Below are 26,968 nucleotides of genomic sequence, written 5' to 3' on the forward strand. Positions count from 1 at the left end.
AGAGAGTGGTGTAGTCTTCTGCGCGCCATCCTGTCTCTGCTCGCCGCACGTGCCCTTCTGGGGCGCGGTGCCCGGTCAGACTCCCCCTGAGGCCTGCATCCCGCAGCGTGATGGTCGATTCTCGACCTCTGCGCGCCTTGCGCCGTTACCTCAGGAGACACCTGTGAGCACGCCCCTCCGCCGTCGCGCCCTGCGCGCGAGCGCCCTCGCCCTCGTTCTGGCTTTCGCCGGGCCGGTCGCGCTGACCGGCTGCGGCCAGATCAGCGACGTCATCGGTGCCTTCCCGGGGCAGGGTGGCAACCAGGCGGCCGTCGTCCCGACCCCCGCGCCGTCGGCGTCCGCCGACAAGCCGTTCGACTCGCAGTTCACGTACGACGGCTCGGTGTCGCTCTCGACCGAGGTCGCCGACGGCCTCGAGGTGCGCCTCGACGTGTGGGCGGTCAACCCCAAGCGCACGATGGAGTGGACGCCGACCAACGACAAGCAGTTGGGCTTCGCGGTCAACGTCGTCGACCACCGCGTCGACGAGAAGGCCGTGCTCGCTCAGAAGCGTCGCGTCTACGTCTCATCGCTGTCGGTCACGTCGCAGACCGCGCAGACCAGCGGTCAGGTGTCGAGCCCGTTCCAGTTCAGCGCCGACCCGCGCACGCTCGTCCCCTCGGACACGCTCCGTTCCGACCGCGGCCTCTTGCTCAACAGCTTCCAGGGCGGCCTGCTGGTCCCCACCACCTCGATCCGCCAGCTGCCCGGTGACACCTATGGCATCACGCTCGAGTTCGCCCTCAACGTCGCGGTCGAGGGCTCGGCCAACACCGAGACGTCGTTCGGGCAGCAGACGGTGTACCAGTACCTGCCGATCGCGATCTTCGCCGACAGCGACCAGGGGTCGGCCTCGTCGGGTTCCACCACCGCGCCCAGCAGCGGTCGTGCTCCCGGGTGGGGGCAGTCCGACAGCCAGGGCTGAGCCGGACCGGTCGCCCGCCGCGGCGGCCCACCGGGCGCGGCGGCTCAGCGACGACGGAGACGGCGGCTCTCGAGCAGGTGGGAGAGCTCACCGACCTCGGTGATCACGACGTGCTGGAAGGCCAGGTCGGGGACGTCGTCGTACCCGATACCCGGCATGCGGGAGGCGAACGCGCGCCGGACGGCGACCTCTTGCGCGTCGCCGTCCGACGCCACGGGCGCCACGACGAAGACGGTGTCGCGTGCGGGGATGCCGGTCGCGGCGCGGGGGATTGCGTCGTTGGCGGCGTCGAGCAGCTGTCGCATCATCGTCTCGGCGCGCTCGGAACTGTGCGCGGTGCGGATGAGGTCGAGCTCGGGCACGCGGATGACGGTGACCTGGGCCGCCGCGGCGTCGGCGAGCAACGCCGCCGCCGCGGCGCGCAGTGATCCGCGATCGTGCTCCCGTGTTCCCGGAATCGGAGCGTCGTCGAGGTGGCGACCGATGCGCACGGCCGCGAGCGAGACCAGCGCGATGGCGACGGCGCTGACGGCGGCCGTGGTCTCGGCCGAGACGAGTCCGCGTCCGAGGAGGGGATCGAGGCCGGCGACCGCCACCACGGCCAACCGGGCGATGTTGTAGACGCCGTACAGGCCGAGGGTCCACGTCATCAGCCGGGCGCCGGACAGGTCCGCGAGCGGGCGGCGCGCCATCTCGAGGGCTCCGAGCGCGGCGAACACCGCGAGGCCGGCGGTCTTCACCAGCGTCGCATCGTCGAGGGGGACGAGGAAGGTGAGTCCGAACATCAGGATGCCGCCGGCACCGACGCTGATCGCACCGATCGCCGATCGGGCGTTCAAGCGCCGTGCTCCGGCCCAGAGCAGACCGACGGCCACCACGTTCGTGGCGTTCCCCGCCGCTGCAGCGGTGGTTCCGCCTCCGGCCGCCTCGAACAGGTTCATCGCTCCGCAGAGCAGCGCCGACACGGCCGACAGGTTGCAGTACCGCACGAGGTCTGCCCGGGCTCCGCCGCGATCGTCGCGGGCGCGACCGTGCGTGAGGACGATCGTGGCGAGAGCGAGACCCGCGGCGAGAATCGCGGCGAGGAGGGCGAGGAAGATCACGGAACTCTCGCCTCCTTCGGGGGGCCGGCGCAATCTTGAGCAAATCTTGCGGGGAAGAACGACGTGTGTCCTGGCCGTCTTGCGGCGAACCTACCAGAGTGGGTCTTGGCCGATCCGCCACCGCTCCCACAGGAAGACCACCGTCATGACCGATGCGCGCAGCTTCTCCTCCCCCTCCCGGGAGTTCTCCCACACCGCGGGCGAGCTGACGACGGGGGCTGTCGAGGAGAACCACGGCTTCGCCGACGACTTCTCCGCCGTGCTCGAGAACACCACGGTGCACCGCTCCACCATCGGGTGCGTCATTCCCGCGTACAACGAGGAAGAGTCGATCGCCGACGTCATCGAGGCACTTCTGTCGCAGACGCGTGTGCCGGACGTCATCCACGTGGTGGTGAACAACACCTCGGACGCGACCGTCAAGATCGCCTCGGAGTACAGCGGCCCGCACGAGATCACCACCGAGCTCGGCGAGCAGTTCACCGAGGTGTTCGTGCACGACATCGGCAAGAACCCCGACAAGAAGGTGGGCGCCCTGAATTACGGGTACTCGCTGGTCGAGGGATACGACTACCTTCTGGGTGTGGACGGCGACACGATCGCCGATTCGAAGGCCGTCGAGTATCTCGAGACCGAGGCCGTCTCCGACTCGCGCATCGGCGGCATCTCCGCCATCTTCACGATCGACGACAAGCCCATCAAGGGCCTCGTGGCGCGATTCCTCACCGCGGGTCAGCGCACGCAGTTCGCCGCGTTCAACCTGCAGAACATGCTGCGCGGTCGAAACATGGCGGTGCTCGGTGGGCAGTTCTCGATCTTCTCGACCAACGCGCTGCGCGAGGCGATGAAGCAGAATCACCAGGTCACGCCGTGGGTGAAGGACTCCGAGGTCGAGGACTCGCTCCTCTCGCTGCAGATCAAGAGCGCCGGGTACCTGACGAAGATCAGCCCCTACGCCCGCGCCGACGTGGGCGGCATGACGACGCTGTCGGGCTACGACGCCCAGCAGGTGAAGTGGACCTACGGCGCCATCGAGCTCATGTGGCCCGGCCAGCGCGGCGACACCAAGGGGCAGCCGTTCCACCCGAACCTCCGTCTGCGGTGGTTCGAGAACTTCGGCATGCTGACCAACCTGTTCGTGCGCGTGGCGTTCCTCACGCTGCTCGCCGGCTCGCTGACCCTCAACGCCTTCGTCTTCTCGCCGCTGTGGCTGATCCCGCCCGTCATCGCGATGCTGCTGAACCTGCGCATCGCACGCACCATCAAGTCGGTGGACCGCTCGGACATCCTCTTCGCCATCCTCTTCTTCCCGGCGGAGATCTTCATGTGGATCCGCATCAGCCACTTCGTGCGCTCCTGGACCCGATTCCTGTCGCGCAAGAAGGTCGACAACTGGGCCATGCAGGCCAAGGCCGAGCGCGGTGGCGGACTCGGCCACTGGACGCCGCTGGTCGTGCTGGTGGCTGTCGCCATCGCCCTCGCCGTCATCTGGATCATGGTCGGACCGATGGTGCAGTCCTCGATCCTCTGGATCGGCTGGCCCATCGTCGGTGTGGTCACCGTGCTCCAGACCGTCATGATGTTCACCAAGCTCGTCCGTCGCCACCACGGCTTCAAGGTCTGACGGACCCACGGTCTGATCGCCCGAATGCATCAGAAAGACGGATGCCTCGGCCCTGGGGAGGGTCGAGGCATCCGTGCTGTCCGCGGGGTTCGCGCGAATCAGGTGGGAGCGAGCAGCTCCGACGTGAGGCGGTATCCGACACCGCGTACGGTCTCGATGTACCGCGGGTTCGCGGGATTGTCACCGAGTTTGCGTCGCAGGTTCGTCATGTGGGCCTCGATCGCCCGCTTGTCGGCCTCGCCGACGAAGTAGCTGGTGACGTAGGACTCCCCGCGGAGCACGAGCGTCAGGTCGGCCTTGCTCCGCACCCGGCGCTTGGACTCCATGAGGGTCGCGAGCAGGTCGAACTCGGTGCGCGTGAGTTCGAGCTCGTCGCCGCCCACCCGCACGAGGCGGCTGTCGGGGTCGAGCTGCAGATCGCGGTGGACCACCCACTGGGCGCCGGTGGGGGTGAGGTCGTTCGTGGCCATCGCGCCCGCGGCGGGGCGCGGGACGATCTCGGCACCCGCGGGTGCGGAGCGGGGGTCGGGGCCCTGCGAGGAGGGCACCACGACGGGAGCGCTCGGGGTCGCCACGGGGGGCGGCGTCTCGGTGCGAGGAGTGGGGAAGGACGGCCCGACATTGTCTTGGCGCGGGGCCGACGACACGGCGGGCCCGCCGCCGCGCGGGCGGCGCAGCAGCGCCTCGATCCGCGCGCGCAGTTCGCGAGGGCGGAACGGCTTCACGACGTACTCGTCGGCTCCGGCTCCCAGGCCCAGCACGACGTCGGCCTCTTCTTCGAGGCCGGTGAGCATGATGATGTAGGTATCGCTCTGCTGCCGGATGCGACGGGCGGCCTCGAACCCGTCGATGCCGGGCATGTTGACATCGAGCGTGGTGATGAGGGGCTGGTAGGCGATCACCGCGCGGACGCCGTCGATGCCGTTGCCGACGGAGACGGTGGAGAAACCCGCCGCCTCGAGGACCTCGACCAACAGGTGTCGGATATCGGGATCGTCCTCGACGATCACCGCGGTCTTCAGCATTTCAGTGCTGTCGCTCATGTCACCCACTCTTCCGGCTTCGCACGCTGGCGTGCCCACGTTCTCCCCCGAGCCGCGGTGTCGCAGAGCGACGAGCGCAATCCTGGCACATATTCGGCCCATCCCGGCCCGATTGCGCGGGATGCGACGGGCCTCAGCCCCGCTCGCGCGCCAGTTCGGCGGCCGCAGCGGGCCACCAGGTTCCGGCCACCGGGCCGCCGTTGCATTCGCCGTCGCTCTCGCCCGGCGGCTTGATCCAGAGGTTCGTGTCGACGACGTCGTCGCCGTACGATCCCCCCGCGCTGCCCACCAGTCGGCCCGAGGGGTTGCACCACTCCGCGCCCGCGGGTCCCGCGCCGTTGCGCGACGTGTCGATGACGGCGTGAGTGCCGCCGAGCTGTTCGGACAGCGCGTGGGCGTAGGCGAACTCCGCGGCGGTGTCCTGGTAGTTCGAGACGTTCAGGGCCACGCCGCGGACGTCGGAGAGCACGCCCGTCGAGCGAAGGAGATCGGCCATCTCGGTGACGGGATGCCACGCGGAGTGGCCGCCGTCGATGTAGATCCAGGTGTTCGTTCCGCGGATGTTGTCGACGGCTCCGCGCAGGTAGGACGCCCGGTCGGAGAACGAGCCGCAGGAAGAAGACAGTGCGATGCTGTCGGGTTCGAGCACGACGATCTTCTGGATGTCCGACGCATTGCCCAGCGCATCGCCGATCCGGGCGGTCCACTCGCGATAGGCGTCGGGATCGAGGCCGCCGGCGGAGTGGTTGCCGCAGTCGCGATCGGGCAGACCGTAGACGGCGATCGACAGCGCGGCATCCTGATCCCGCGCCTCGGCGGCCAGGTGCGCGACGCGGTCCCAGACCTCGTCGATCGGGTCGATCTCGGGGGTGAGCCAGTAGGTCGTCGGTTGGGTCGAGAGCCAGCTGGCGGCGTCGTTCTCGTCGGCGCTGCCGGCGGCGGCGCTCGCTGCCTGCGCGGCCTTGGACTCGTCGGGCGCCACGATGCGCGTGTCGACCGCGGGAGGTCGAGCCGACAGAGTCTGGAAGAGGGTGGTGACGAGACTTCCCACGACGGCGATCACCGCGATGAGCGCAGCGATCACGACGACCGCGCCGATCGCCAGGACGGCCCGGGGAACGCGGCGGCGGGGCCGGTTCGGGCGGTGTGTTCTCACCACGATCAGGACTCTAGTCGAGCGTTCGTCGGTCGGGGCCGCGTTAGCTAACCGAGGTGCCGATATAGGCTGTATCGGTGGGAAAATTGGTTTACAACACGCTCGGGCACTCGTTCGACATCGAAGACCGGACCCTGTCGCATCTGCGACTGGTGTTCATGAACAAACTGCGTCGCGCGGAGCCGTTCATGTTCCATTACGCCCACGGCGACGGCAGTGGTACGCGGAGTCTGTGGATCCACCCCTCGATCCCGCTGGTCTTCCACTTCTACGGCAGCCGAGCCCCCCAGCTGAATCGGCGCTGGATCGACGACATGATGAACGCGGCCAGTTCACCCAACGGCCTCGCGGTCGGCATCGAACCGGAACCCGACGGAGCCGTGGCGGTCGTGTGATCCGGCGTCAGCCGCACTCGGCGTCGACGACCTCGCGGACGCGGTCGAGGAACGACACGATCTGATCGGCGGTGTCGGCCGGGAGGTCGAGGGCGAACTCGCGGATGCGGGCGGTCACCGGGTCGATGGCATCCGGATCCTGATCCCGGTCGAACGGGACGACGAACTTGCTGCGTCGGTCCGCGGGGTTCGCCACGAAGGTGATGAGCCGGCCCGCGTGAAGGCGGTCGAGCATCCCGGTGACGGATGCCGTCGAGATGCCCAGCGCCTGGGCGATCTCGGTCGGGGTCACGTGATGGCCGTCGTCGGTGCGCTCGAGGATGAGTCGCATCGCCGCGCGCGCGTTCTCGCTCGGGCCGCAGTCGGTCTGCCGGCGGCGGGAGAGCCGGGCCTCCGCCAAGCGGAGTCGTTCGACGGCGCGGGCTGCGCTCGTGGCGGGTTCGTCCGTCGCGATCGTCATACGCCTCCTGTCGGATCCGGGCGAGGTGACCGACAGTCTAGTTAGGTTAACGAGATTCCAGGCGGTCGATACGTCTTGGGCGGCGTCCGATAATTCACCTCTGCGGCCGCATATTGTCGGGTTTTCCTGGCCGATAGTTAGGCGGCCTAGTAAAATATGAGTGCGAAATATCTCCCGAGGGAGACGTTCCTGGGCCTTCCGTACTCCGGGTCGTCCGTACAGCCCATCTCTTTCCCCGACCCGTCGGGCGGGGTCATTCTCGACCCCGGAGCGCACCGACCTCGACGTCGCTCACAGCGCCCGCCTGACGCGTCCGCTCAGCGTTGGCCGGCGGCGTGTCGGTGAGCGATGACCGACATCCACTGCATCCCCGGACACGGCGGCGCCGAACGGCCGCGCATGCGCTCCCACGCCTCGACGTAGATGCCCTCGAGAAGGGCGTCGGCGGAGGCGGCGACGCCGGTGAGGGAGAGCAGCACCGCGTATACGCGCGGGGCGGTGGCGTCGTAGAACGCGACGAAGGCGTCGCAGTCGCCACTAGCGGCGCGGACGAGCAGAGCGTCCACGTCGGCGTCCTCACTCGCTGTAGATGCTGTCTCGGTCATCGTCATGGTCACCCCCTTCGTCGCGTATCGTCAGTCAACCGCGCAGCGCCTCGAGGACACGGGGCTTGCGCGATCCGGCCGGGTGGCGTAGTCGCCGCGATCCGTCGCGCAGAACGCGCGCGTCGTCGTCAAGCCCACCGGATCCACGTCTCGCGGCTCGTACCGTGGTCGCATGAGATCTGTCGTACGGTGGGCGCTCGCCCTGGCAATGCTGTTCGCCGGTGTGTCGCATCTGACCTTCGCGCGCCGCGATTTCCAGGCGCAGGTGCCGGATGCCCTGGTCGAACGGGGGCCCCTCGATCGCGACGCCGTGGTCGTGGCATCCGGGGTCGTCGAAGCGGGTTTCGGCCTGGCCCTGCTGGTGCTGCCCAAAGAACGTCGCCGGGTGGGGGCCGCCCTCGCGGCCTTCTTCGTCGCGATCTTCCCGGGCAACATCGATCAGTGGCGCAAGCGCCGTTCGGCGTTCGGTCTGGACACCGACCGCAAGCGCCTCGTTCGCCTGTTCTTCCAGCCGGCTCTCGTCACGGCGGCCTGGTGGTCGACGCGATGACCGCGCGATGAGCGACGTCACCAGCCTGGAACTGCTCTTCGACGACGACACCGACGCGGCCGTCCGACGTGAGTGGGATCTTCTCGTCGCGGCGGACCTCCCGAGCCAGGCGCGGCATACGGGCGGGAGCAACCGCCCGCATCTGACCTTGCTCGTGCGCGGGACCCTCGACGAGATGGATGCCACGGGGCTGGCTTCGTCTCTCCCGCTGCCGCTCACGCTCGGGGCGCCGCTGCTGTTCGGCGTCGGTCGCACCCGCGTCATCGCCCGCTCGGTCGTTCTTACATCGGCCCTGCTCGACCTGCACGCGCGCGTGCACGAGCGCGCGGGTGCCGGCGACGACGCCGACCACACGCGTCCGGGTTCGTGGACGCCGCACGTCACCCTGGCGCGACGCGTGCCGGTGGACCGGATCGGCGAGGCGCTCTCGGCGTTGGCACGAGGAGGCGGGGCGGACCTCGCGGGGCGGGCGACGTCGATCCGTCGCTGGGATGCCGCCACGAGAACGGTCTCGGACATCGCGTGACGTGGCACCCTGGAGGAGTGCTGACCGATGACGCCTTCGCCTTCTTGCGCGAGTACCACCTGGCCACCCTCTCGACCGTCGGCCGTTCGGGTCGGGTGCACTCCGTTCCCGTGGGCTTCACGTACGAAGACGGCATCGTGCGCGTCATCGGCTCGCGCGGCACCCAGAAGTTCGTGAACGCCGCGCGCAGCGGCCGCGCCTCGGTGTGCTCGGTCGCCGGGGCGCAGTGGATCAGCTTCGAAGGGTCGGCGCAGGTCACCGATGATCCGGAGGCCGTGGCCCGCGCAGTGGAGCTGTACGCCGCGCGGTACCGGCAGCCCCGTGAGAACCCGGAGCGCGTCGTGCTCGAGATGACGGTCGAGCGCACGCTGGGTTCGGCGGCGTTCCGGGCCTGACGGGCGTACCCTGGAGGTATGTCCTTCGTCACTCCTTCGGTGCCCTCCGGGCGTGAGGGGGTCGTCGGCGCGCGGAGCGCCGGCGGCACAGGCGTCGTGCGCGCCGCTTCCCCCGCCGTCTGACCGACGGGGCCCGCTCGCCGGTGTGCGAGCGACCACCTCGATCCCGTGTCGTCCTCTCGACCGGTCGATGACCTTCGCGCGTGCGCTCCTTCTCGCACGCACGTCTTCGTTCCGCCCGCGCGGGCGGACCCTCTCTTCGGGATACCTCCATGCACGCTCTCTCCGCCTCCACCCTCCGTTCCGCCTTCGTCAACGTCTCCACCCGTGAGCGCAGCGCCCTCACGGTGCCCACCGACATCGAGGCTTCGCCGTGGGACCGCCTCGACTACGTCGGATGGCGCGACGCCAAGTCGCCCCTGCTCGGGTTCGTCGTCGCCGAGATCGACGGCACGCCGGTCGGTCTGCAGTTGCGCCAGACCGAACAGCGCACCCGCACTCGCGCACAGTGCTCGTGGTGCACCGACGTGACGCTGCCGAACGACGTCGTGCTGTTCTCCGCGCGACGGACGGGCAAAGCGGGCCGGGCGGGGAACACCGTCGGTACCCTGCTCTGCGCGGGATTCGAGTGCTCGCGCAACGTGCGTCGGCTCGATCCGCCCGCGTACCTCGGTCATGACGCTGCGGCGGCGCGCGATCGTCGCGTGGCGTCTCTGCGATCGCACGTCGACGCGTTCTTCCGCGACCTGCGCGACGGGGTCTGACCGCGCGGCGCGGGAACGGACTCGTCGCGGCGAGGCCCTCGGCGGTCCGCTCTGCTGCGATACTCGACGCGGGGATCCCGGCATCCGCTGACCCCCCGATCGCGGGGAAGCCGCAACCTCCGACCGACGACGGGTCGGAGGAAGCATCCCGTGCGGGACGCGGCCCCGGATCATGGTCGGCGAGGGGGACGCGCCCCGGCACGCCCGCCGAGCGTGCGGGCAGACCCCGACCGGCGGGTCCCGCGCAGGTGGGGCGCCCGTCGTCCGGTCGTCCCCGTTCTTTCGCGGACCTCCGCACCGGGGTGCTCGAGGGGCGCACGTTCGCGTCGTTGCAGGACTTCGCCGTCGCCGCGGTCCTCGAGGGCGGATACTCGGTGTCGACCATCGCGCGTCTGTTCCGCATCCAGCAGTGGCGTCTGCAAAAGTGGGTCGATGAGGCCGCCGCCGCGCCTCGGGTGAGGCGGGGATGACACGGATGACGGACGTGACGGTGGACGATCGACTCGACGGTGTTCTGCGTGGCCTCGCCGACCGGGTGCGGGCCCTGCGAAGGGTGCGGGACTTCTCGGTCGCCGGGTTGGCTTTCGAGGCCGGCATTTCGGAGTCACGCGTCCGCGCGATCGAGTCGGGACGCGCGACGGCGTCGCTGGCGACGCTCGTCGCCCTCGCCGAGACCTTCGAGATCGAGATCGCCGAGCTCTTCGGCGGCGTCACGCGCACGGCGTCGGGCGACGAGGCGACGCGCAGCGAATACGTGGTGCCGAGCGAGGTCGTGTGGGGAGGCGACCTTCCCCCGGCGCCCTGGATGAGCGCGCCCGCAGCGAAGGTCAGCCCGTACGTGGTGCCGAGCGAGGTGGTGTGGGGTGGGGAGCTCCCCGCCGCGCCCTGGAGTTCTGCGGTGGCCGCGCCGACCATGCCCGAGCCGGCCCTCGCGCCCGTCCGGCCCGAGTCGACGGTCTATCCTCCGACGGAGCAGACGTGGGGCGGGCCGCTGCCGCCCGCGCCGTGGGTGCGCCACGAGGCGCCGATACGCCCGCCGGAAGCCGCGTGGTCTGCGATGCACGCACCCGCGCCCAGCGAGACGGCGTCCCGCCCGGCCCCGCCGGCGACCGGGGTCGTCGCCTCGCGACCTCAGCCCGTCGCCGGCTCGGTCATGACCGGCGTCGAGCGTGCCCCGGCGCCGCGTCGGCAGCCCCGCACCTTCACCGAACTGCGCGAAGGAGTGCTGGCAGACCGCGAGTTCCGCTCGCTGCGCGAGTTCGCCGTCGCCGCGGTCGTCGAGGCCCGGCATCCGGTCTCGGTCGTCGCCCGTGTCTTCCGCCTGCCCTCGTGGCGCCTCGAGAGGTGGATCGCCGAGACCGGCGCCTCACCGCGCTGAGCCCGAGAGCCCGGGGCGTCGTCGCCGACGCGCCCCGGACCTCGGCTCACAGGGCGCGGAGCTTGTCGAGCAGGGGAGCGGCGATCTCGTCGACGAAGCGCTGCTGCTGCTCGTCGCCGACCTGCACGATGGCGATGTCGGTGAAACCGGCGTCGATGAACGGACGCACGCTCTCGGCCAGCTCATCGAGGTCGGGGCCGCAGGCGATCGACTCGGCGACGTCTTCGGGCCGCACGAACTGCGATGCGCCCGCGAAGCCCGCGGGGGTCGGGAGGTCGGCGTTGACGGCCCAGCCTCCGGCGAACCAGCGGAACTGGTCGTGGGCGCGTGCGATGGCGGCATCCTTGTCGGGGTCCCAGCTGATCGGGATCTGACCGATCTTGCGCGACGCGCCCTCGTGGTGCTCGTCCCAGCCCTGGACGATCTCGGCATCGGGCTCGGTGGTGATGAGGTGGTCGCCCAGGGGAGCGAAACGCGCGATCGAGTGCTCGCCCGACACCGCCACACCGATCGGCACGCCGCCGTCGGGCGCATCCCACACGCGCGCGGAGTCGACACGGAAGTATTCGCCGTCGTAGGTGACGAGGTCGCCCGTGTGCAGGGCGCGGATGATCTCGATGGCCTCGACCAGCATGTCCTGGCGGGCGTGGACCGCCGGCCAACCCTCACCGACGACGTGCTCGTTGAGGTTCTCGCCCGAGCCGAGGCCGAGAGTGAACCGCCCCTCCGACAGCAGCTGAAGGGTTGCCGCCTTCTGTGCGACGACGGCGGGGTGGTAGCGAACCGTCGGGCACGTCACGTACGTCATGAGCTCGACGTCGGTCGTCGCCTGCGCGACGGCACCGAGCACGGTCCACGCGTAGGGCGCGTGACCCTGGCTGGTGAGCCAGGGCGAGTAGTGGTCGCTCGAGACGAGGAAGTCGTAGCCGGCGCGCTCGGCGCCGACGGCGTAGTCGACGAGCGCCCGGGGGCCGCTCTGCTCGGTCATGAGGGTGTAGCCGAATCGCGTCATGACCGCCACGGTAGGACCGCCGAGGGACGCGTCCGCCGGGGTTGCGCACGACGCCCGGATACGGCAGCGGGCCCACGGCGATCGCCGCGGGCCCGTCGTCGTGCGGGGTCAGTCCTCGGGTGCGTGGATGACCTTCTCGCCGTCGAACGTCTCGCGTTCCTTCTTCTGGTCGTCGTTGCGGGTCTTGCGCAGGCTGAGGAACGTCGCCACAGCCACGGTCGCCGCGATGAACAGCAGCGAGAACCAGATCGGGATCTCGGGCACCCACAGCAGCGGCTCGCCGCCGTTGATGAAGGGCAGCTCGTTGACGTGCAGGGCGTGGAAGACGAGCTTCACACCGATGAACGCCAGGATGACGGCCAGTCCCTGCGCGAGGTACACGAGGCGCTCGAGCAGTCCGCCGATGAGGAAGTAGAGCTGACGCAGGCCCATCAACGCGAAGGCGTTGGCGGTGAAGACGATGTACGCCTCGTTGGTCAGACCGTAGATTGCGGGAATCGAGTCGACCGCGAAGACGAGGTCGATGAAGCCGATCGCGATGATGACGAGCAGCATCGGGGTGACGAAGCGCTTGCCGTCCTTCTTCACGGTCAGCTTGTCGTCGTTGTACTCCTCGCTCACGGGGAGGACGCGGCGGACGAACTGCATGAACTTGCCGTTCGCAGGGTCGCTGTCGCCGTGCGAGAACGCCTGGCGGTAGGCGAGGAAGAGCAGCAGGGCGCCGAAGATGTAGAAGATCCACGAGAAGTTCTCGATCAGCGCGGCACCGACGGCGATGAATGCGCCACGCATGATCAGCGCGATCACGATGCCGATCATCAGCACCTTCTGCTGATAGATCTTCGGCACGGCGAACCCGGTCATGATGATCAGGAACACGAAGAGGTTGTCGATCGACAACGCCTTCTCGGTCAGGTAGCCGGCGAAGTACTCGCCGCCGTAGGTCCACCCCGAGACGGCGCCGATACCGACGCCGAAGAGCAGGGCCAAGCCGATGTAGAACGCCGACCATCGAGCGGACTCGGCGATCGTGGGCTCGTGGGGCTTTCGCACGTGCGCGAAGAACTCGAAGACGAAGAACGCGATCGTGATCGCGATGGTGATGATCCAGACCAGGGGTGTGACGCCCAAGACGGCCTCCAGGGAGAATAGGTGTACGCCAGAACACCAAGGTCTCTTCCACCCGGCGAAGCGGGCCGACGTCCCGGGTCCACGATGGCGTGGCCGTATTGACGAGATCGTCGCGTGGGAGTACTCCCCTTGCTGCGCACGATTCTACGGGATGAAGATGTGCGTGGGTGGGCTGGACGCCGTTTCGAGCGATGTGCTATTCGATCCTGAGTCCTGCGGCCGCCGCCGGGTCAGGTGCGAGCACCCACGATCGCGTCGACGAGAGCGAGCATGTCGTCGCGATGGAAGGCCTCGCGACTCAGGGCACGCAGGATCACTGCTCCGACCAGGGCGTCGGCGGCGGCGTCGAGACGGGGCCCGGTGGCTCCTCCCAGCGCTTCGGACAATCGCGCCATGAGAGGCGCCGCGAGGATCTCGGTGCGCAGTCGTCGGCCGGTCTCGGCACTTCCGGCGGCCGCGGCGACGAGCGAGTGCAGCATGCCCTCGCCCTCGGGGCTGGCGCGCAGGGTGAAGAGTTCGTCGAGCCAGTCGGCCAGGTCGATGCGCGCGTCTCCGGTGTCGGGGAGGTCGCGCCGGCCGCCGAGCAGGCGGCCCTCGAGGATCGCCTCGGCGATGACGTCTCCCTTGCTCGGCCACCAGCGATAGATGGTCTGCTTGCCGACGCCGGCGCGCCGGGCGATGCCCTCCATCGTGAGGTGGTCGTAGCCGCGCTCCACGAAGAGGGCGACGGCCGCATCGATGATCGCGAGGCGCGCCGCCTCGCTGCGAACGGGTCCACTGCGCGGAAGAGCCATGACACACATTCTGGACGACCTCGAGCCGAATCGAGACGAGACGGTGCGTGTTATCTTCGACGGACTGGTCGGAGCCGACGGTGCTCCTCCGCGCGCACCGCACGAGAGGAACATCCCGCATGGCTGAACTGCTGCACCGTCTCGGAACCTTCGCGGCGCGCCGCGCGTGGACGGTGATCGTCGCGTGGGCCGTGATCCTCGGCGTAGTGGTGGGCGGCTTCCTGCTGGGCTCCAAGGGCCTCAGCTCGAGCTTCGACATCCCGGGCACGGCATCCGGGGACGTCATCGCGAAGCTGCAGGAGGAGCTGCCCGACTTCAGCGGCGCCTCGGGAGCGGTGGTGTTCCGCACCGCCGACGGCTCGGCGCTGACCGATGAGCAGAAGAGCGGGATCTCGGGGCTGGTCGCCTCGGCAGGCGATCTGCCCGACGTGGCGCGCGTCACCGATCCCTTTTCGACGCAGCAGCAGCTCGACGATCAGCGACAGCAGGTGGTCGACGGCCGCCAGCAGCTCGCCGACGCCCGCGCGCGGGCCGAGTCGGGCGCGCAGCAGCTCGACGCGGGGACGGCGCAGCTCGACGCGGGCCAGCAGCAGCTCGATGCCGCCCGCGCGCAGCTCGAGGCCGCGCCGCTGCCCACCGCACAGAAGCAGGCGCAGCTCGAGGCCCTCGACCAGCAGCAGGCGCAGCTCGACCAGCAGCGCGCGGCGCTCGCGCAGCAGCAGACGCAGGTGACCGACGGCCTCGCGCAGATCTCCGCGCAGGAGACCCAGCTCGCCGACGGAGCCGAGTTGCTGTCGTTCGCGGATGCCATCCGTCTGGTGTCCGACGACGCGTCCACCGCGATCGTCAACGTCGGTTTCAGCGAGCCGCGGCTGGAGCTGTCGGAGGCCTCGAAAGACGCCGTCGTCGAGCACTTCACGGCCGAGCCGGTGCCGGGCGTCGATGTGGCGTTCAACACCGAGATCGCTCAGGGTGTGCCCGAGATCCTCGGCGTCGGCGAGGCCATCGGCGTCGCGATCGCCGCCATCGTGCTCGTCGTCGTTCTGGGCTCGGTGCTCGCAGCCGCGTTCCCCATCGTCACCGCGCTCGTCGGCGTCGCCATCGGGGCCATGGCCACGCTGTCGTTCTCGGGCGTGGTGCAGATGGCATCCGTCACCCCGATCCTCGGCGTGATGCTCGGCCTCGCGGTCGGCATCGACTACGCGCTGTTCATCCTCTACCGCCATCGGCGCCAGCTGCTGCAGGGCGCCGAGGTGGTCGAATCCATCGGCCTCGCCAACGGAACGGCCGGGAACGCCGTCGTCTTCGCCGGGACGACCGTGATCGTGGCCCTGCTGGCGCTCAACATCACCGGCATCCCCTTCCTCGGCCTGATGGGAACGGCGGGGGCGGTGAGCGTGCTGGTCGCCGTGCTCATCGCGGTGTCGCTCATCCCCGCGCTGCTGGGGCTGGCCGGTCCACGGATCCTCACCCGCAAGGCCCGCGCCAGGGCGACAGCCGCCGCGGACGCGATGGAGCGCCCGCGCCGGGCCGCGGGCTCGGCCCCGGCTCCCGTCGACTCCGCCGAGCATCCGCGTCGTGCAGCCCGGTCCGCCGAGCCTCCCGTCGCCTCCGCCGAGCACCCGCGTCGCGCCGCCCGCACGGGGTCGATCGCGACGGTCTCCGCGGTGAAGCCGATGTCGACGCTGCGTGCCGTGCTCACCATGGTGATCGCGACCCTGGCGCTGCTGGTCGTGGCGATCCCCGCCCTGTCGATGCGGCTGGGCCTGCCCGACGGCGGGTCGGAGGCCGAGGACTCCACCGCGTACCAGGCGTTCACCTGGACCGACCAGGCGTTCGGCGCCGGGGCGAACGCCCCCCTGCTCGTGACCGCGACGCTGCCCGCCGGCACCGCCGAGGCCGACGTGCAGGGTATCCAGCTCGACGTCGCGCGCGAGCTGTTCGCGCAGGACGATGTGGCCGCGGTGGCCCCGGTCGCGGTGTCGGACGACCGGACGCTCGCGGCGTTCCAGGTCATCCCGAAGGAGGGCCCGAACGCGGTGTCCACCGAACAGCTCGTGCGCGATCTACGGTCCCTCCCCGCGGTCGACGGCGACATCGAGCTGGGGGTCGCGGGCGCCGCCGCGATCAACATCGACATCTCCGAGGGTCTCGCCGACGTGCTGCCGATCTACCTCGTGGTGGTCGTGGGGTTGTCGTTCCTCATCATGATCATGGTCTTCCGCTCGCTGCTGGTGCCGTTGATCGCGACGGTGGGCTTCGTGCTGTCGTTGTTCGCGACCTACGGCGCGGTCACCGCGGTCTTCCAGTGGGGCTGGCTGGGCGGCATCCTGGGCGTGCACAACCCCGGCCCGATCCTCAGCTTCCTGCCGGTGATCCTCGTCGGCATCCTGTTCGGTCTCGCGATGGACTACCAGTTGTTCCTCGCCACCGGCATGCGCGAGGCGTGGGCGCACGGGGCCGCGCCCCGACTGGCGGTGGCGCAGGGGTTCCGCGCCGGACGCACCGTCGTGACGGCCGCGGCGATCATCATGATCGCGGTGTTCTCGGGCTTCATCGCGTCGGACGCGGTGATCATCAAGTCGATGGGTCTCGGCCTCGCGCTCGGCGTGCTCTTCGACGCGTTCATCGTGCGCATGCTCCTCATCCCCGCGATCATGCACGTTCTCGGAGGGTCGGCCTGGTGGCTGCCGCGATGGCTCGACCGCATCGTGCCGAACGTCGACGTCGAGGGCTCGGCGCTCGAGCGTCGTCACCCGGCGCATCACGACGCGTGAGCATCTCGGGCCAGGTCGGCGCAAGCCCCGGTCGGCTCGCGACGAAGGGGGTCAGGATGCCAGTCACCACCCTTTCCGAGGAGGACGACGATGACTGACCGCGAAGAGACCCAGGACGCCCCCGTGATGGACGGTGCGACCGACGCCGGCGTCGAAGAGAAGAAGCAGGGCGAGCAGGAGCAGCGCGCCGCCGACGCCCAGGTGAACGACGACGTGTCGAACGAGGACCTGAAAGACGACCTGCGCAGCATCCGCGGCTACGGCGAAGACCGCTGAGAACGGCGGCGACTCCCGTCCGGAGCCGCGTGGGGGAGGGCTCGACGGACGGGAGTCGTCGGTGGCACCGAGATCGGTGCCTTCCGCGCCGGCGATGCCGGGGTGGTGAGAGGAACGTTACGCCCGCGAGGGCCGGATAGGTCCGGATCTCAGCCGATCCGAAGGCGGCGCCGCAACATCTCGCGGGTGCGCCAGGTGGTCCCCCGGAGCCGGTGTCTCCGTCGAGCCCGAGAGAGCGCGCGCCCCCACAGACGCAGGACCGCGGCCTCGTCGTACGCGCGTGCCCTCTCGACGGCGGCACGGCGCATGCGGGCGAGGGTCGCCGGGCTCGCGGATGCCGCGTGCACGAGCGCCTCACTCAGCGCGGCGACATCACCGGGCGCCATGAGCCACCCGGTGCGTCCGTCGGCGATGAGCTCGCGGGGGCCGTAGGGCACGTCGTAGGCGATGGGCAGACAGCCGGCGGCCATCGCCTCGGCCACCACGAGCGAGAAGGCCTCGGAACGACTCGTCAGCAGGAGCGTCGAGGCGCGCCGGAGGGCATCGCGCGCGGCGGGATCGAAGCCGTGGAACACGACGCCGTCGCCGGCCCGTCGCTCCAGAGCGGCGCGGGAGGGACCGTCGCCGTACACGTCGAGGTGCACCTGCGCGCCGCGCGACCGTGCCAGCCCGATGGCGTCGACCGCGTCCTCGACGCGCTTGATCGGCTCGAGACGGGCCACCACCACCGTGCCGTCGCGCGGTGCACGAGTATCGGTGTCGGGCACGTCGACCGGATGCGGTACCGCGGTCAGCAGGGGGATGGGCCCGACCTCGCGCCGCACGTCGGCCACCTGCCGTGGCGTGCAGAACACGACGGCGTCGAAGGCGCTGAGCCGCGAGAACACCTCCGCGCGGGAGGCGCGGATGGCGCTGCCGTCGTCGGTCAGGTGGGAGCCGTGCACCACGTGCAGCACGACCACGCCGGCTCGGCGATACCCGGCCGCGAACCGTGCCATGGCCTTGCTGTCGACGAGCAGGAACGACCGGGCGCCGCCGGTCAGCCGGTCGAGCCACGCGGTGTACAGCTCCCTCACCCCGCGCCACGCGGCGCGGGGAGCGCCGCTCTCATCGCAGGCGACGATGACGCGCCGGGTACGGCCGGAGCCGTGGGCGACATCGCGGCGGTCGCTGACGGCGAGCGTCCCGTCGGCGCGCAGGTGATCGATCTGCTGCACCGCCCCCGCGGCATCCGTCCGTATCCGCCGCACCAGGATGCCCCCGGTGTACTCGGCGGTGGCCGAGGCCGGCAGGGGCGAGAATCCCGCGCCGGCGGCGACCGGACGGCCTCGCAACGTGTTCTCGCGAAGCCAATCCCACAGGTTGGTGAGGTGCACGCCCGAGGCGAGGGCGCCCCGACGCTCGAGCTGCGCCGACACGGCGACCCGATCGTCGCGGTCGTCGCACGTCAGCACGTGCACGGGGGAGCCGTGGTCGGCGAAGGCGCGCGACCGCTGCAGGAGGGCGGCGGTGAGGCCGCCGTACTCAGCGGGTATGCCCCACGTGAGGACGAACTGCCGACCGCGGGGAAGAGAGGGGCCGCGCGTCATCCGGCGTCGTCGGGGGAGATCTCCCCGGCGGCGATCGCGTCGGCGTACGTGCGGATGTCGGGACCCGGCTCGTAATCGATGAAGCGGTCCTTGATGCGGGCGTTGATCTGCGCGAACGCCTCGTCGGAGGAGATGCCGTCGCTCTCGCGGGCGATGGCGACGACGGCCTCGCGCAACACCGCGTCGGCGTCGTCGAGGATCTTCTGGCGGGCGGGCTCGTTCCAGCGGATATCCGAGGTGTCCATGGCGACAGATTACGACGGGCCGCAGACACCGAGACGCGGGTTGCGCGCACCGCGCGGGTGTGCGGCGAGGCCCGTCGGCGCAACCCGACGCCCGCGCGGAGGAGCCTCGACGAGGATGGGGACATGGTGATCGCGAAGCTCCGCACCGGTATCCGCGACCTCGGGTGGTGGGTGCGCGACTACGTCTACGCCGTGCGCGGTCAAGTGCGGGCGCTCACCGGTCGGGACGCCCCCGATGCGCTCGCCGAGGGGAGCGGGACCCCGATCGTGCTGCTGCCCGGGATCTACGAGACCTGGCGCTTCATGGAACCCCTCGCGAAGGCCCTGCACGACCGCGGGCACCCGGTGCACGTCGTCACCGAGCTGGGCGGCAATCTTCGGCCCGTGGCCGACGCCGCCGATCGCGTCGCCGCGCTGCTCGTCGCGCGGGGGCTCGACGACGTCGTGCTCGTGGCCCACAGCAAGGGCGGGCTGATCGGCAAGCACGTCATGGCCTTCCATCCGGAGGGCGAGAGGGTGCGCGCCATGGTGGCCGTGGCCACGCCCTTCGGCGGCTCGCGCTACAGCCGGCTCATGCCCACCCCGTCGTTGCGGGCTTTCGCCTCGGGCGACGCGACCGTGCGCGCGCTCGCCGCTGCGGCCGAAGCGAACGTGCGGATCGTCTCGGTCTACGGTCCGTTCGACCCGCACATCCCCGAGGGGAGCGAGCTGGCGGGGGCGCGCAACGTCCGGCTCGCCGGTGGCGGGCACTTCCGCGTATTGGCCGACCCGCGGGTGATCGCGGAGGTCATCCGCGTCGCGGAGTGACGCCTCGCGGACGTCGTCCCGCCACGGTCTCGAGCTGCGGCCCCGACGGCGTCACCGACCGCCGCCGCCGCCTCCGCCCATTCCGCCGCCCGAGAAGCCCCCGCCGAACGACCCGCCCGAGAAGCTCCCGGATCCGCTCGTCGTGGCCGTCGCCGGGGCGCTGGCGGTGCGCATCGATCCCATCGTGGCGAGGAAGGCCGTCGACGAGAAGCCGTTCGAGCCGGCGTACCAGCCCAGCTCGCCGCCGTTCTCGCGCACACGCGTGTCGAGGACCTGCGCCCATTCGCGCTCGACTCCCCACACCACGGCCCACGGCAGAAGGCGCTCGTACAGGTGCAGCACGTGCGCCGAGTCCGCCGTGTCGACGGGGCGCCGCTCGGCCCCCTCGGGACTCTGCAGAACGCGCAGGCGGTCGGCCTCCGCGAGCTGCAGATAGTCGCGCAGGCCCCGAAGGTGATCGCGGGCGGGAGCGCCGGCGTCGGTGACGCGGTCGCGGTAGCGCAGCAGGACGAACGCCAGGATGCCGAGGACCACGGTCGCGGGAATCGCGGCGATCTGCCACCACGTGGGGGCCGTTCCCATCGCCGCGAAGATGAGGGCTCCCACCGCGACGACGAATGCCGCCACCGCGGTGATGCCGGCGCCGATCGAGAGGCCGTGACGCTGCGGGTGGGTCCATCCCCGCGCCCGCAGTTCTGCGGAGGCGCCGGGGGGAAGCGCCTGCAACGCCTTCGCCACGTCTTGCCGGTCGGGCCCCAGCACGACGCGGGCACCGGGCCGGGCTCCCGAGCCGAAGACGGCCGTGAGCACCGCGGCGTGCAGGGGGCTCGCGTCGTCGGTGCGCACGAGTTCGAGCATGAGGGTCTGTACGTCGTCCGCTGACTCGACGATGCGCAGATGGCCCGCGATCGCCGCGTCGAGCAGAGCGGCGGGGATGCCGGCGCCCCCGCGCTGCACGAGTTCAGCGCCCTGCAGGACGTCGACGTCGGACGGTGGGGCGTACTCGGGCACGATGACACCGCGCCCGGCGGCATCCCGTCCGCGCCGGCGCGCGACGACGGCGGTCCCGATTCCGGCCACCGCCAGGCCCACCGCGCCGAGGGAGAGCCCCGCCAGAGCGGGCGCCGCGTCGACGGAGAACTGCTCCATGGGGGTGCGGACGACTTCGCCCGGGACGAAGGTGCCGGGTGAGAAGCCCACCGCGACCGTGACGTTCTCGCCCGCGTCGAGGTCCCGTGCCCCGGCGGTCCAGACGAGCGACCCCGTTGCGTCCGAGGTGCGGGTGATGTCGCACCGGGCGTCGGAGCCCTGCTCTCCGACGTAGCACGCGGCCGCCCCGTCGATCGCCGTCGACGAGAGCGACGGGTCGACGCTGAGTCGGACCGAGACCTCACCGAACGGCTGTTCCCAGTCGGTGCCGTTGATGTCCCGGTAGAACTCGTCGGTGTCGGTGTCGGCGAACGACCGGATGGTGTCGCGCTGCGTGTAGGAGATGACGTAGGTCTGCACGCCGCGCACATAATCGTCGTCGCCCGTGAGCACCCGCACCTCACGGCGCCCCTCCTCGATCTCGTAGGGCACGTCGGCGCCCGACGCGTCGGTGACCGACACGACACGGGTCTGCAACGGCACTCCGTCGTAATCGTCGGGGATCGCCCGCACGATGCCGCGGTTCTGATCCTCGTCGGGGAAGCGCGCCACGATGGTCTCGACGACGGCGAGCTCGGCGTGCCCGTCCGAGGTGCGCGACAAGCTCATGTCGGCGTCGAAGGAGTCGAACGTGAAGTCGTCGGTGTCGGCCGCGGCCGGGCGGGGGATGGCGACGAGCAGAACCGCCAGTGCGAACACCGCCACGAGGGCAGCGGCGCGGCGAAGGGCTCGAGACGGCGGGGGGAAGACGTCCATGCTGCGACGTTACCGCGCGGGGTTCCGGCGGGGATCCCCCGCGAGGGGGACTCAGGGTAGGAGCACCGCGCCGCGATGGTCGTCGGTGGTGAAGGCGCCGATGGCGACGGCGCTGACCTCGACGGAAGACAACGTCATCGTTCCCGACAGCGTGGTGAGGAAGGCCGTGTCGGCAGCGTCCCGCCCCGTCGCGATGCGGACGAAGTGGGGGCGCGGCGCCAAGCGGGTGGCATCCACCACCTCCCACCGTCCGTCGACGAAGGCCTCGACGACGGCGTGGAAGTCCATGGGGGACAGGCCGGGGGCGTAGACGGAGACGAGTCGGGCGGGAACGCCCAGGGCGCGCAGAAGCGCGATCGTCACGTGGGCGTAGTCGCGACAGACCCCTTCGCGGCTGCGGAGGGTGTCGAGAGCGGTATCGGTGGGCCCACTGGACCCGCTCACATAAGACAGCGCATCCGCGACCCACTGCGGCACGAGCGAGACCAATTCGCGGGGTGCGGCCCCGCCGAAGTTCGGGATGCCGTCACCCAGGGCGTCGGAGGGGACGTAACGGCTGGGCCGGAGGTAGCGCACCGCGTCGAGCTCATCCGAGGGATCGGGGGCGGTCGGGCTCGTGACATCGGCGTCGTAGTCGATCCGAACATGGCCGACCGGCAGCGTCACGCGATGCAGGCGTCCGCCGTGGTGGTCGACGCTCTCGGTGACGGGCAGCACCCCGGCGGTGGTGCGCACCTGGAGTCGCTCGTCATCCGTCCACCCCGAGGCGGCCGCGATCGAGAGGACGACGTCGGCGTCGCTGTCGACCTGGAGCTCGATGGCCGCGGTGACTCGCGCTCTCACGCCGCCACGTCCGGGACGGTCTCGGGAACGACGGCCGAGGGGGAGACGGCGGGGACCCCCGCGATCGCGCAACACGGTTCTCCCGTCGAGGCGCAGGCGTTCGTCACGGCGCACCGCATGCGCCCGAGGAAGGCGGTGACCGCCGTCGTCTCGGCTTCGGTCATTCCGCGGGTGGCCTGCATCATGCGTCGATGCATCGCCGCCAACGTGTCGCGCATCTCGTCGTCGGCGTGGATCGTCGCAGACACCAGCACCTTCCGGCGATCCGTCGGGTGCGGACTCCTCCGCACGTGGGCACTCTTCTCGAGACGGTCGAGCAGCGCGGTGATGGATGCCGTCGACACGCCGAGATGGCGCGCCAGGTGGATCGGAGTGACGTCCTGACCCGACCCCGCCGCCCGCGTCAGATAGCGCAGAACGAGCAGCTCGTTCTCGCCCATCGCCATCGAGTCCTGGGTGCGACGGCGCATGGCCATCTCGGCGCTGCGATACGCACGCAGTGCCTCCATGACCCGGGATCCCCGTTCGTCGTCGGCGCTTTCGCTGTACCAGTACGACGGAGGCGTGCTGCTTTCGGTCGTCATCCGGTCCCCTAATATCTTGTTTGCCTATTCGCTAGTCTAACTAGTAAGTTCTCAAACAAGCAACGAGCAGAGGGGTACACCATGGCCAAGCTTTTCTACGGCACGACCGTCGAGCCGATCATCATCGAGGACCGACTGCTGGCACACGTGAAGGTCGTCGTGGCGACCAAGCTCCGTCGTGGCGAGAGCTTCACCCTGTCGTGGGTGCACGGCCCGAACGAACCGGCCGGACGCTCGACGATCTGGCTGCAGCCGTCGATCCCCCTGCGGTTCGTCTTCGACTCCGAGCAGCCCGAGTCCCTCGACCAGAACATCCTCAAGCGCATGGCCAACGACGCGAACTCCTCGCGCGGACTCAGCCTCGACGGAATGCTCGACGCAGCTCCGGCGGCCGAGGCCCCGGCGCGTCCGGCGCCCCGATCCGCGAACGCGACGCGCTCGCTCGCCCGCGTCGCTTGATCGGGGGCCCGCCGGGGGCCCCGACTGCCGCACCGCCGGCCCGCACGCGCATCGACGCCGATCTCGCGGTGGCGATGCGTGACACAGCGCAGAACCTCACCTCACGTCCGTCGCAAGAGAGAAGCTCATGAACCCCGTCGCCGCCTGGGACCTGCCCACCGAACCGATCTCGGTCGTCTTGATCGAAGACCGGGAAGCGGTCACTCCCCGCTGACGCGCTTCGTGGGCTCGTCCGTCGCCCGCTCGCTCGCGGCGCCTTCCCGGCGGATGCGCAGCGCTCCCAGGGCGAGGATGATCGTCCCGACCACCAGGAACGCGACCTTGGGTCCCGTCGGCGAGTCCGCGGCGAGAAAAAGCGTCGGGGCGGCGAAGACGAGAGCCGCGATGCCGCAGAGGAAGACTCCCGCAAACGGTCGGATCGACGTCATGAGCTTCCCCTCCTCGTGGATGTCGAGCACAGCCTAGCGAAGCGGGTCGGGCGGCGATCCCTAGCGCTCCCCGGCGTCCGCGTCCACCACCGCGCGGTCGGTCGCCGCGGTGGGTACCGTTACGCGGACCGACGAAGGGAATCCCCGTGCGCCTCCGACCGGCCGTTCTGGCCATCTCCGTACTTTTCGCCTCGCTGGCCCTCGCTCCCGCGGCGGCACAGGCCACGACGGGACCGGCGGTGACCATCGACCCGGCGGCCGTGGCGATCGGCGAGACCACCACCGTCACGGCGACAGGTCTCGGGGGCCTCGAGACGGCCACCTTCGGGATGGATGCCACCGACGCCGCGGCCTTCGACGGAGACGGTGTCGACGCGGGCGGGACGACCGCCCGCGTCGCGGTGGTCGACGGATCAGCGACCGTCGAACTCATCCCGACGCGCGCCGGTGAGATCGTGGTCGCGGTCGGCACGGGGGAGTCGACGTTGGCGCAGGCGACGGTCACCGTCACCGCGGCGACGGCGGAGCCGGTTCCGGCGACCTCGGCGCCCTCGTCGGCACCCGAGTCGTCCGCCTCCCCCTCGGCGGGGGAGGATTCCGCTCAGGCGGAACCCGACGCCGAGGCGGAGACAGGTCGACTCGCGTTCGTCCTCGTTCCGCTGATCGCCGCCGTCATCGTCGGAGTCGGCCTCATCGTCGTGATCTCCCGCAGTCGCCGGGGGCGTCGCGGCGACTGAGACACACCGGTCAGGGGACGACGTAGCCCGCGGCGCGCACGAGCGCGTACCACTCGGCGCGGGTGAGGTCGATGTCGGAACCCGCCGCAGCCTCGGTGAGGCGCTCGGGCGTGGTGGTGCCGAGCACCACCTGTATTCCGGCCGGGTGTCGGGTGATCCACGCGACCGCGATCGCGAGGGGCGTCACCCCGTAGCGCGCGGCGAGCTCGCCGATGACCGTGTTGAGCTCGGCGTAGGCCGGGTTGTCGAGGAAGACCCCACCACCCCGCGATCCCTGCAGCGGAGACCAGGCCTGCAAGGTGATGCCCTCGATGCGGCAGTACTCGATCAGGCCGCCCCCGTCGAGCACGGCCGACTGCGCCGTGCCCTCCATGTTCGCCGCGAGCCCCTGGGTGAGCAGAGGCGCGTGGGCGATGGACAGTTGCACCTGGTTGGCCACGAGAGGCTGGCGTACGGCCGTGCGCAGCAGGTCGATCTGACGCGGTGTGTGATTCGAGACGCCGAACGCCCGCACCTTGCCCGCGGACTCGAGGTGGTCGAAAGCCCGAGCCACTTCGTCGGGCTCGACGAGGGCATCGGGGCGGTGGAGAAGAAGCACATCGACGTAGTCGGTGCGCAGAGCCCGCAGGGATTCTTCGACCGATGACACCAGGTGGTCGTACGAGAAGTCGAAGTACGGCCCCTCCCGAACGATCCCCGCTTTGGTCTGCAGGCGGATCTCCGACCGTTCGGCCGAGTCGAGCGACAGGGCTTCGGCGAACCGGCGTTCGGCGGAGTGCAGTTCGGCCGCGTAGATGTCGGCGTGGTCGAAGAAATCGATTCCCGCGTCGCGCGCGGCGCGGTAGAGCCGGCGGACGTCCTCGTCGCTCTTCCCGTCGATCCGCATCATTCCGGCGACGACGTGGGGGACTCGAGTGCCGGAGGGGCCGAGGGGGACGGTGCGCATGCTTCCCACGTTAGCCGGGGAGCTCCGGGAGAGCATGCGCGCCGAACGTCAGCTGGGAGGATCGACCTCGTCGTCCTCGTGCGCGCCGACCGTGACGTCTCGTTCCACCTCGGTGTGCTTCTCGTCGTGTTCGGTACTCGAAGTCGGTGCGTCGTCTTCGAGGTCGAGACCCGTCGACCCACCGCGGGGCACCGCGCGCAGAAGCTCGTTCATCTCGGCCATGAAGCTGCTCAGCTGCTGCTGCTGCCACCGCAGATCACGGGTTCGGTCCTCGGCGTCTCGGAGGACCGACGCCGCGTGCGTCGTGATCGTGTCGGCGATGCGCTGTGCTTTCTCGCGGGATCCGTCGAGGATGTCGCGCGCGCGCACGTGCGTGTCGGCCTCGACCTGCTGCGCCTGGGCGCGGGCCAGCCGCTCGTAGTCGTCGGCCCGGGCGCTGATCCGGCGCGCGTGCTCGAGTGCCGCCGCCACCTGATCGCTCGCATCGGAGGTGATCCGCTCGGCGTGGGCGACCGCTTGGTTGTGCAGCACGAGGAACTCCTGCTGCGCATCGTCTTGCCGCCGCGTGAGGGATTCTTCGAACTCCAGCACTCGCGCGGTCATCTCGCGGACGTCGCGCTCCGCCTTCGCGCGAAGATCCCCCGTCTCGCGAGACACCATCGAACGCAGGGCGGCCGCGCCCTTCTCGGCTTCGGTGCGCACCGCCACGGCCTCGCGTTCCGCCTGCGACACCCGTTCGGCGGCGTGCGCGCCTTCGCGCTCGAGACGCGCGGCGTGCGCCGTCGCCTCCGTCTCGATGCGGAGGCGGATCTGGTCGGCGTCGTGCTGGGCTTCGGCACGGAGGCGGGACTGCTCGGCGACGGCGTCCTCGCGGATGGAGGCGGCTTCGTCGTGAGCGCTCGTCAGCAGGCGCTCCGCCTGCCCGACGGCGTTCTGCACGAGCACGGTCGCCTGTTCTTCGGCGACGCGCAGGATCGCATCGAACTGCTGTCGCCCCTGTTCGGGATCGATGTCCTCTCCGAGCCGGGCGGCGAACTCGCCGGACAGCGCCGATGCCCGTGTCTCGGCCTCGGCGGCACGCGCCGCCGCTTCGCGCAGACGTTCCTGCAGCTCGCCGTTCTCTTCGCTGTGCCGCCGCGCAGCCTGCTCGAGCTCGTCATCATGCTCCGCGCGCTGCTGGGCGAACATCGCTTCGGCGCGCATCTTCGCGTCGTGCGCGTCGTCCGCCGCCCTTCGCAGACGTTCACCGAGTTCACGAACGGCTTCGTCGACGACGTCGCGATCGTAGCCGCGGAAGCCGACGGGGAAGATGGGCGCCCCTTCGTCGCCGTTCTCGGACGCCTGAAGAAGGGCATCCAGGCCGGTCTCGTGGTCGGCGCGGTCGTCGGTCACGGGGTCCTCCTCGGGGTGTCGCGTCCGATCCGGGCGCCCTTTGATTCAACCCCATCGGCGTGCGGGCGTCGGGCGTTCGG

General features: G+C 70.3%; 30 protein-coding genes. 14 read left to right on the plus strand and 16 right to left on the minus strand.

Going from position 1 to position 26,968, the window contains the following annotated elements:
• Nucleotides 1–163 precede the first annotated feature (163 nt).
• Nucleotides 164–964, plus strand: coding sequence for a hypothetical protein (locus tag ASF96_RS03735; protein ID WP_055936055.1), 801 nt, complete (start codon nt 164–166; stop codon nt 962–964).
• 44 nt (nt 965–1,008) lie between these two features.
• Here ASF96_RS03735 and ASF96_RS03740 read toward each other — a convergent pair whose 3' ends face one another.
• Entirely contained in the window at nt 1,009–2,067 is a 1,059-nt protein-coding gene (locus tag ASF96_RS03740; RefSeq protein WP_055936059.1) for a hypothetical protein, read from the minus strand.
• A gap of 145 nt (nt 2,068–2,212) precedes the next feature.
• Here ASF96_RS03740 and ASF96_RS03745 point away from each other — a divergent pair, with 145 nt between their 5' ends.
• Nucleotides 2,213–3,691: a glycosyltransferase family 2 protein gene (locus ASF96_RS03745; RefSeq protein WP_055833768.1), complete on the plus strand. Its 1,479-nt coding sequence runs from the start codon at nt 2,213–2,215 to the stop codon at nt 3,689–3,691.
• Nucleotides 3,692–3,789: 98 nt separating this feature from the next.
• Here ASF96_RS03745 and ASF96_RS03750 read toward each other — a convergent pair whose 3' ends face one another.
• Nucleotides 3,790–4,734 carry a response regulator transcription factor gene (locus tag ASF96_RS03750; protein WP_181015995.1) on the minus strand — a complete coding sequence of 315 codons (945 nt, stop codon included), beginning with the start codon at nt 4,732–4,734 and terminating at the stop codon, nt 3,790–3,792.
• Nucleotides 4,735–4,867: 133 nt separating this feature from the next.
• Nucleotides 4,868–5,893 (minus strand): glycoside hydrolase family 6 protein, encoded by a 1,026-nt coding sequence (locus tag ASF96_RS03755; RefSeq protein WP_235560518.1) that lies wholly within the window; start codon nt 5,891–5,893, stop codon nt 4,868–4,870.
• A gap of 74 nt (nt 5,894–5,967) precedes the next feature.
• Here ASF96_RS03755 and ASF96_RS03760 point away from each other — a divergent pair, with 74 nt between their 5' ends.
• Entirely contained in the window at nt 5,968–6,285 is a 318-nt protein-coding gene (locus ASF96_RS03760; RefSeq protein ID WP_055936064.1) for a DUF7882 family protein, read from the plus strand.
• Between the two features lie 7 nt (nt 6,286–6,292).
• On the opposite strand, the gene ASF96_RS03765 is transcribed toward ASF96_RS03760, so the two are convergent.
• Nucleotides 6,293–6,745 (minus strand): MarR family winged helix-turn-helix transcriptional regulator, encoded by a 453-nt coding sequence (locus tag ASF96_RS03765; protein ID WP_055833777.1) that lies wholly within the window; start codon nt 6,743–6,745, stop codon nt 6,293–6,295.
• A 317-nt stretch (nt 6,746–7,062) separates the two neighbouring features.
• Nucleotides 7,063–7,356: a hypothetical protein gene (locus ASF96_RS03770; protein WP_156458709.1), complete on the minus strand. Its 294-nt coding sequence runs from the start codon at nt 7,354–7,356 to the stop codon at nt 7,063–7,065.
• Nucleotides 7,357–7,522: 166 nt separating this feature from the next.
• Between ASF96_RS03770 and ASF96_RS03775 the strand changes: the two genes are divergently transcribed.
• The 6 genes from ASF96_RS03775 to ASF96_RS16375 all read left to right on the plus strand — a co-directional run bounded on the left by ASF96_RS03775 (nt 7,523) and on the right by ASF96_RS16375 (nt 10,963).
• Complete coding sequence (locus ASF96_RS03775) at nt 7,523–7,900, plus strand: DoxX family protein (RefSeq protein WP_055936067.1); 378 nt, start codon at nt 7,523–7,525, stop codon at nt 7,898–7,900.
• 7 nt (nt 7,901–7,907) lie between these two features.
• On the plus strand, nt 7,908–8,426 hold the full coding sequence (locus tag ASF96_RS03780) for a 2'-5' RNA ligase family protein (protein ID WP_055936070.1): 519 nt from the start codon (nt 7,908–7,910) through the stop codon (nt 8,424–8,426).
• Nucleotides 8,427–8,443: 17 nt separating this feature from the next.
• A complete protein-coding gene (locus tag ASF96_RS03785; protein WP_082509263.1) occupies nt 8,444–8,821 on the plus strand; it encodes a PPOX class F420-dependent oxidoreductase in 378 nt (125 codons plus the stop codon).
• Between the two features lie 272 nt (nt 8,822–9,093).
• Nucleotides 9,094–9,585 carry an FBP domain-containing protein gene (locus tag ASF96_RS03790; RefSeq protein ID WP_055936074.1) on the plus strand — a complete coding sequence of 164 codons (492 nt, stop codon included), beginning with the start codon at nt 9,094–9,096 and terminating at the stop codon, nt 9,583–9,585.
• 248 nt (nt 9,586–9,833) lie between these two features.
• Complete coding sequence (locus ASF96_RS16370; RefSeq protein ID WP_082509264.1) at nt 9,834–10,055, plus strand: hypothetical protein; 222 nt, start codon at nt 9,834–9,836, stop codon at nt 10,053–10,055.
• A 5-nt stretch (nt 10,056–10,060) separates the two neighbouring features.
• Nucleotides 10,061–10,963 carry a helix-turn-helix domain-containing protein gene (locus ASF96_RS16375; RefSeq protein WP_162239395.1) on the plus strand — a complete coding sequence of 301 codons (903 nt, stop codon included), beginning with the start codon at nt 10,061–10,063 and terminating at the stop codon, nt 10,961–10,963.
• A 46-nt stretch (nt 10,964–11,009) separates the two neighbouring features.
• Here ASF96_RS16375 and ASF96_RS03800 read toward each other — a convergent pair whose 3' ends face one another.
• The 3 genes from ASF96_RS03800 to ASF96_RS03810 all read right to left on the minus strand — a co-directional run bounded on the left by ASF96_RS03800 (nt 11,010) and on the right by ASF96_RS03810 (nt 13,900).
• Nucleotides 11,010–11,975, minus strand: a complete 966-nt coding sequence (locus ASF96_RS03800) for an LLM class F420-dependent oxidoreductase (protein WP_055833795.1) — start codon at nt 11,973–11,975, stop codon at nt 11,010–11,012.
• A gap of 108 nt (nt 11,976–12,083) precedes the next feature.
• A complete protein-coding gene (locus tag ASF96_RS03805; protein WP_055833798.1) occupies nt 12,084–13,106 on the minus strand; it encodes a TerC family protein in 1,023 nt (340 codons plus the stop codon).
• A gap of 230 nt (nt 13,107–13,336) precedes the next feature.
• On the minus strand, nt 13,337–13,900 hold the full coding sequence (locus tag ASF96_RS03810) for a TetR/AcrR family transcriptional regulator (protein ID WP_055833802.1): 564 nt from the start codon (nt 13,898–13,900) through the stop codon (nt 13,337–13,339).
• 119 nt (nt 13,901–14,019) lie between these two features.
• On the opposite strand from ASF96_RS03810, the gene ASF96_RS03815 reads away from it, so the two are divergent.
• Together ASF96_RS03815 and ASF96_RS03820 are read left to right on the plus strand one after the other, a co-directional pair.
• Nucleotides 14,020–16,677, plus strand: a complete 2,658-nt coding sequence (locus ASF96_RS03815; protein WP_055936078.1) for an MMPL family transporter — start codon at nt 14,020–14,022, stop codon at nt 16,675–16,677.
• A 90-nt stretch (nt 16,678–16,767) separates the two neighbouring features.
• Complete coding sequence (locus ASF96_RS03820) at nt 16,768–16,953, plus strand: hypothetical protein (RefSeq protein ID WP_055833809.1); 186 nt, start codon at nt 16,768–16,770, stop codon at nt 16,951–16,953.
• Nucleotides 16,954–17,102: 149 nt separating this feature from the next.
• On the opposite strand, the gene ASF96_RS03825 is transcribed toward ASF96_RS03820, so the two are convergent.
• Both ASF96_RS03825 and ASF96_RS03830 read right to left on the minus strand, forming a co-directional pair.
• A complete protein-coding gene (locus ASF96_RS03825) occupies nt 17,103–18,542 on the minus strand; it encodes a glycosyltransferase (protein WP_055936081.1) in 1,440 nt (479 codons plus the stop codon).
• A complete protein-coding gene (locus ASF96_RS03830; RefSeq protein WP_055833812.1) occupies nt 18,539–18,787 on the minus strand; it encodes a hypothetical protein in 249 nt (82 codons plus the stop codon). The genes ASF96_RS03825 and ASF96_RS03830 overlap by 4 nt, the downstream gene beginning before the upstream one ends.
• 123 nt (nt 18,788–18,910) lie before the next feature.
• Here ASF96_RS03830 and ASF96_RS03835 point away from each other — a divergent pair, with 123 nt between their 5' ends.
• On the plus strand, nt 18,911–19,594 hold the full coding sequence (locus ASF96_RS03835) for an esterase/lipase family protein (protein WP_055936083.1): 684 nt from the start codon (nt 18,911–18,913) through the stop codon (nt 19,592–19,594).
• A 51-nt stretch (nt 19,595–19,645) separates the two neighbouring features.
• On the opposite strand, the gene ASF96_RS03840 is transcribed toward ASF96_RS03835, so the two are convergent.
• From ASF96_RS03840 to ASF96_RS03850, 3 genes are read right to left on the minus strand one after another with little or no spacing between them, the layout of a single operon-like run.
• A complete protein-coding gene (locus ASF96_RS03840; RefSeq protein ID WP_055936086.1) occupies nt 19,646–21,499 on the minus strand; it encodes a DUF2207 domain-containing protein in 1,854 nt (617 codons plus the stop codon).
• A gap of 51 nt (nt 21,500–21,550) precedes the next feature.
• Entirely contained in the window at nt 21,551–22,342 is a 792-nt protein-coding gene (locus tag ASF96_RS03845) for a transglutaminase-like domain-containing protein (protein WP_055936088.1), read from the minus strand.
• On the minus strand, nt 22,339–22,926 hold the full coding sequence (locus tag ASF96_RS03850; protein WP_082509266.1) for a MarR family winged helix-turn-helix transcriptional regulator: 588 nt from the start codon (nt 22,924–22,926) through the stop codon (nt 22,339–22,341). The genes ASF96_RS03845 and ASF96_RS03850 overlap by 4 nt, the downstream gene beginning before the upstream one ends.
• Nucleotides 22,927–23,007: 81 nt before the next feature.
• Here ASF96_RS03850 and ASF96_RS03855 point away from each other — a divergent pair, with 81 nt between their 5' ends.
• The gene (locus ASF96_RS03855) at nt 23,008–23,385 is read left to right on the plus strand and encodes a DUF7882 family protein (protein WP_055833824.1); all 378 of its coding nucleotides are present in this window, start codon (nt 23,008–23,010) and stop codon (nt 23,383–23,385) included.
• Between the two features lie 200 nt (nt 23,386–23,585).
• Here the strand turns inward: ASF96_RS03855 and ASF96_RS03860 are convergent, their stop codons facing one another.
• Nucleotides 23,586–23,813, minus strand: coding sequence for a hypothetical protein (locus ASF96_RS03860; RefSeq protein ID WP_156458710.1), 228 nt, complete (start codon nt 23,811–23,813; stop codon nt 23,586–23,588).
• A gap of 146 nt (nt 23,814–23,959) precedes the next feature.
• On the opposite strand from ASF96_RS03860, the gene ASF96_RS03865 reads away from it, so the two are divergent.
• Nucleotides 23,960–24,550, plus strand: coding sequence for a hypothetical protein (locus ASF96_RS03865; protein WP_055936094.1), 591 nt, complete (start codon nt 23,960–23,962; stop codon nt 24,548–24,550).
• A gap of 10 nt (nt 24,551–24,560) precedes the next feature.
• Here ASF96_RS03865 and ASF96_RS03870 read toward each other — a convergent pair whose 3' ends face one another.
• Together ASF96_RS03870 and ASF96_RS03875 are read right to left on the minus strand one after the other, a co-directional pair.
• Nucleotides 24,561–25,496 carry an aldo/keto reductase gene (locus tag ASF96_RS03870; protein ID WP_055833833.1) on the minus strand — a complete coding sequence of 312 codons (936 nt, stop codon included), beginning with the start codon at nt 25,494–25,496 and terminating at the stop codon, nt 24,561–24,563.
• A 48-nt stretch (nt 25,497–25,544) separates the two neighbouring features.
• Complete coding sequence (locus ASF96_RS03875; protein ID WP_181015993.1) at nt 25,545–26,888, minus strand: cell division initiation protein; 1,344 nt, start codon at nt 26,886–26,888, stop codon at nt 25,545–25,547.
• Nucleotides 26,889–26,968: the final 80 nt, after the last annotated feature.

The sequence above is a fragment of the Microbacterium sp. Leaf179 genome (genome assembly GCF_001423785.1).
GTDB lineage: Bacteria > Actinomycetota > Actinomycetes > Actinomycetales > Microbacteriaceae > Microbacterium.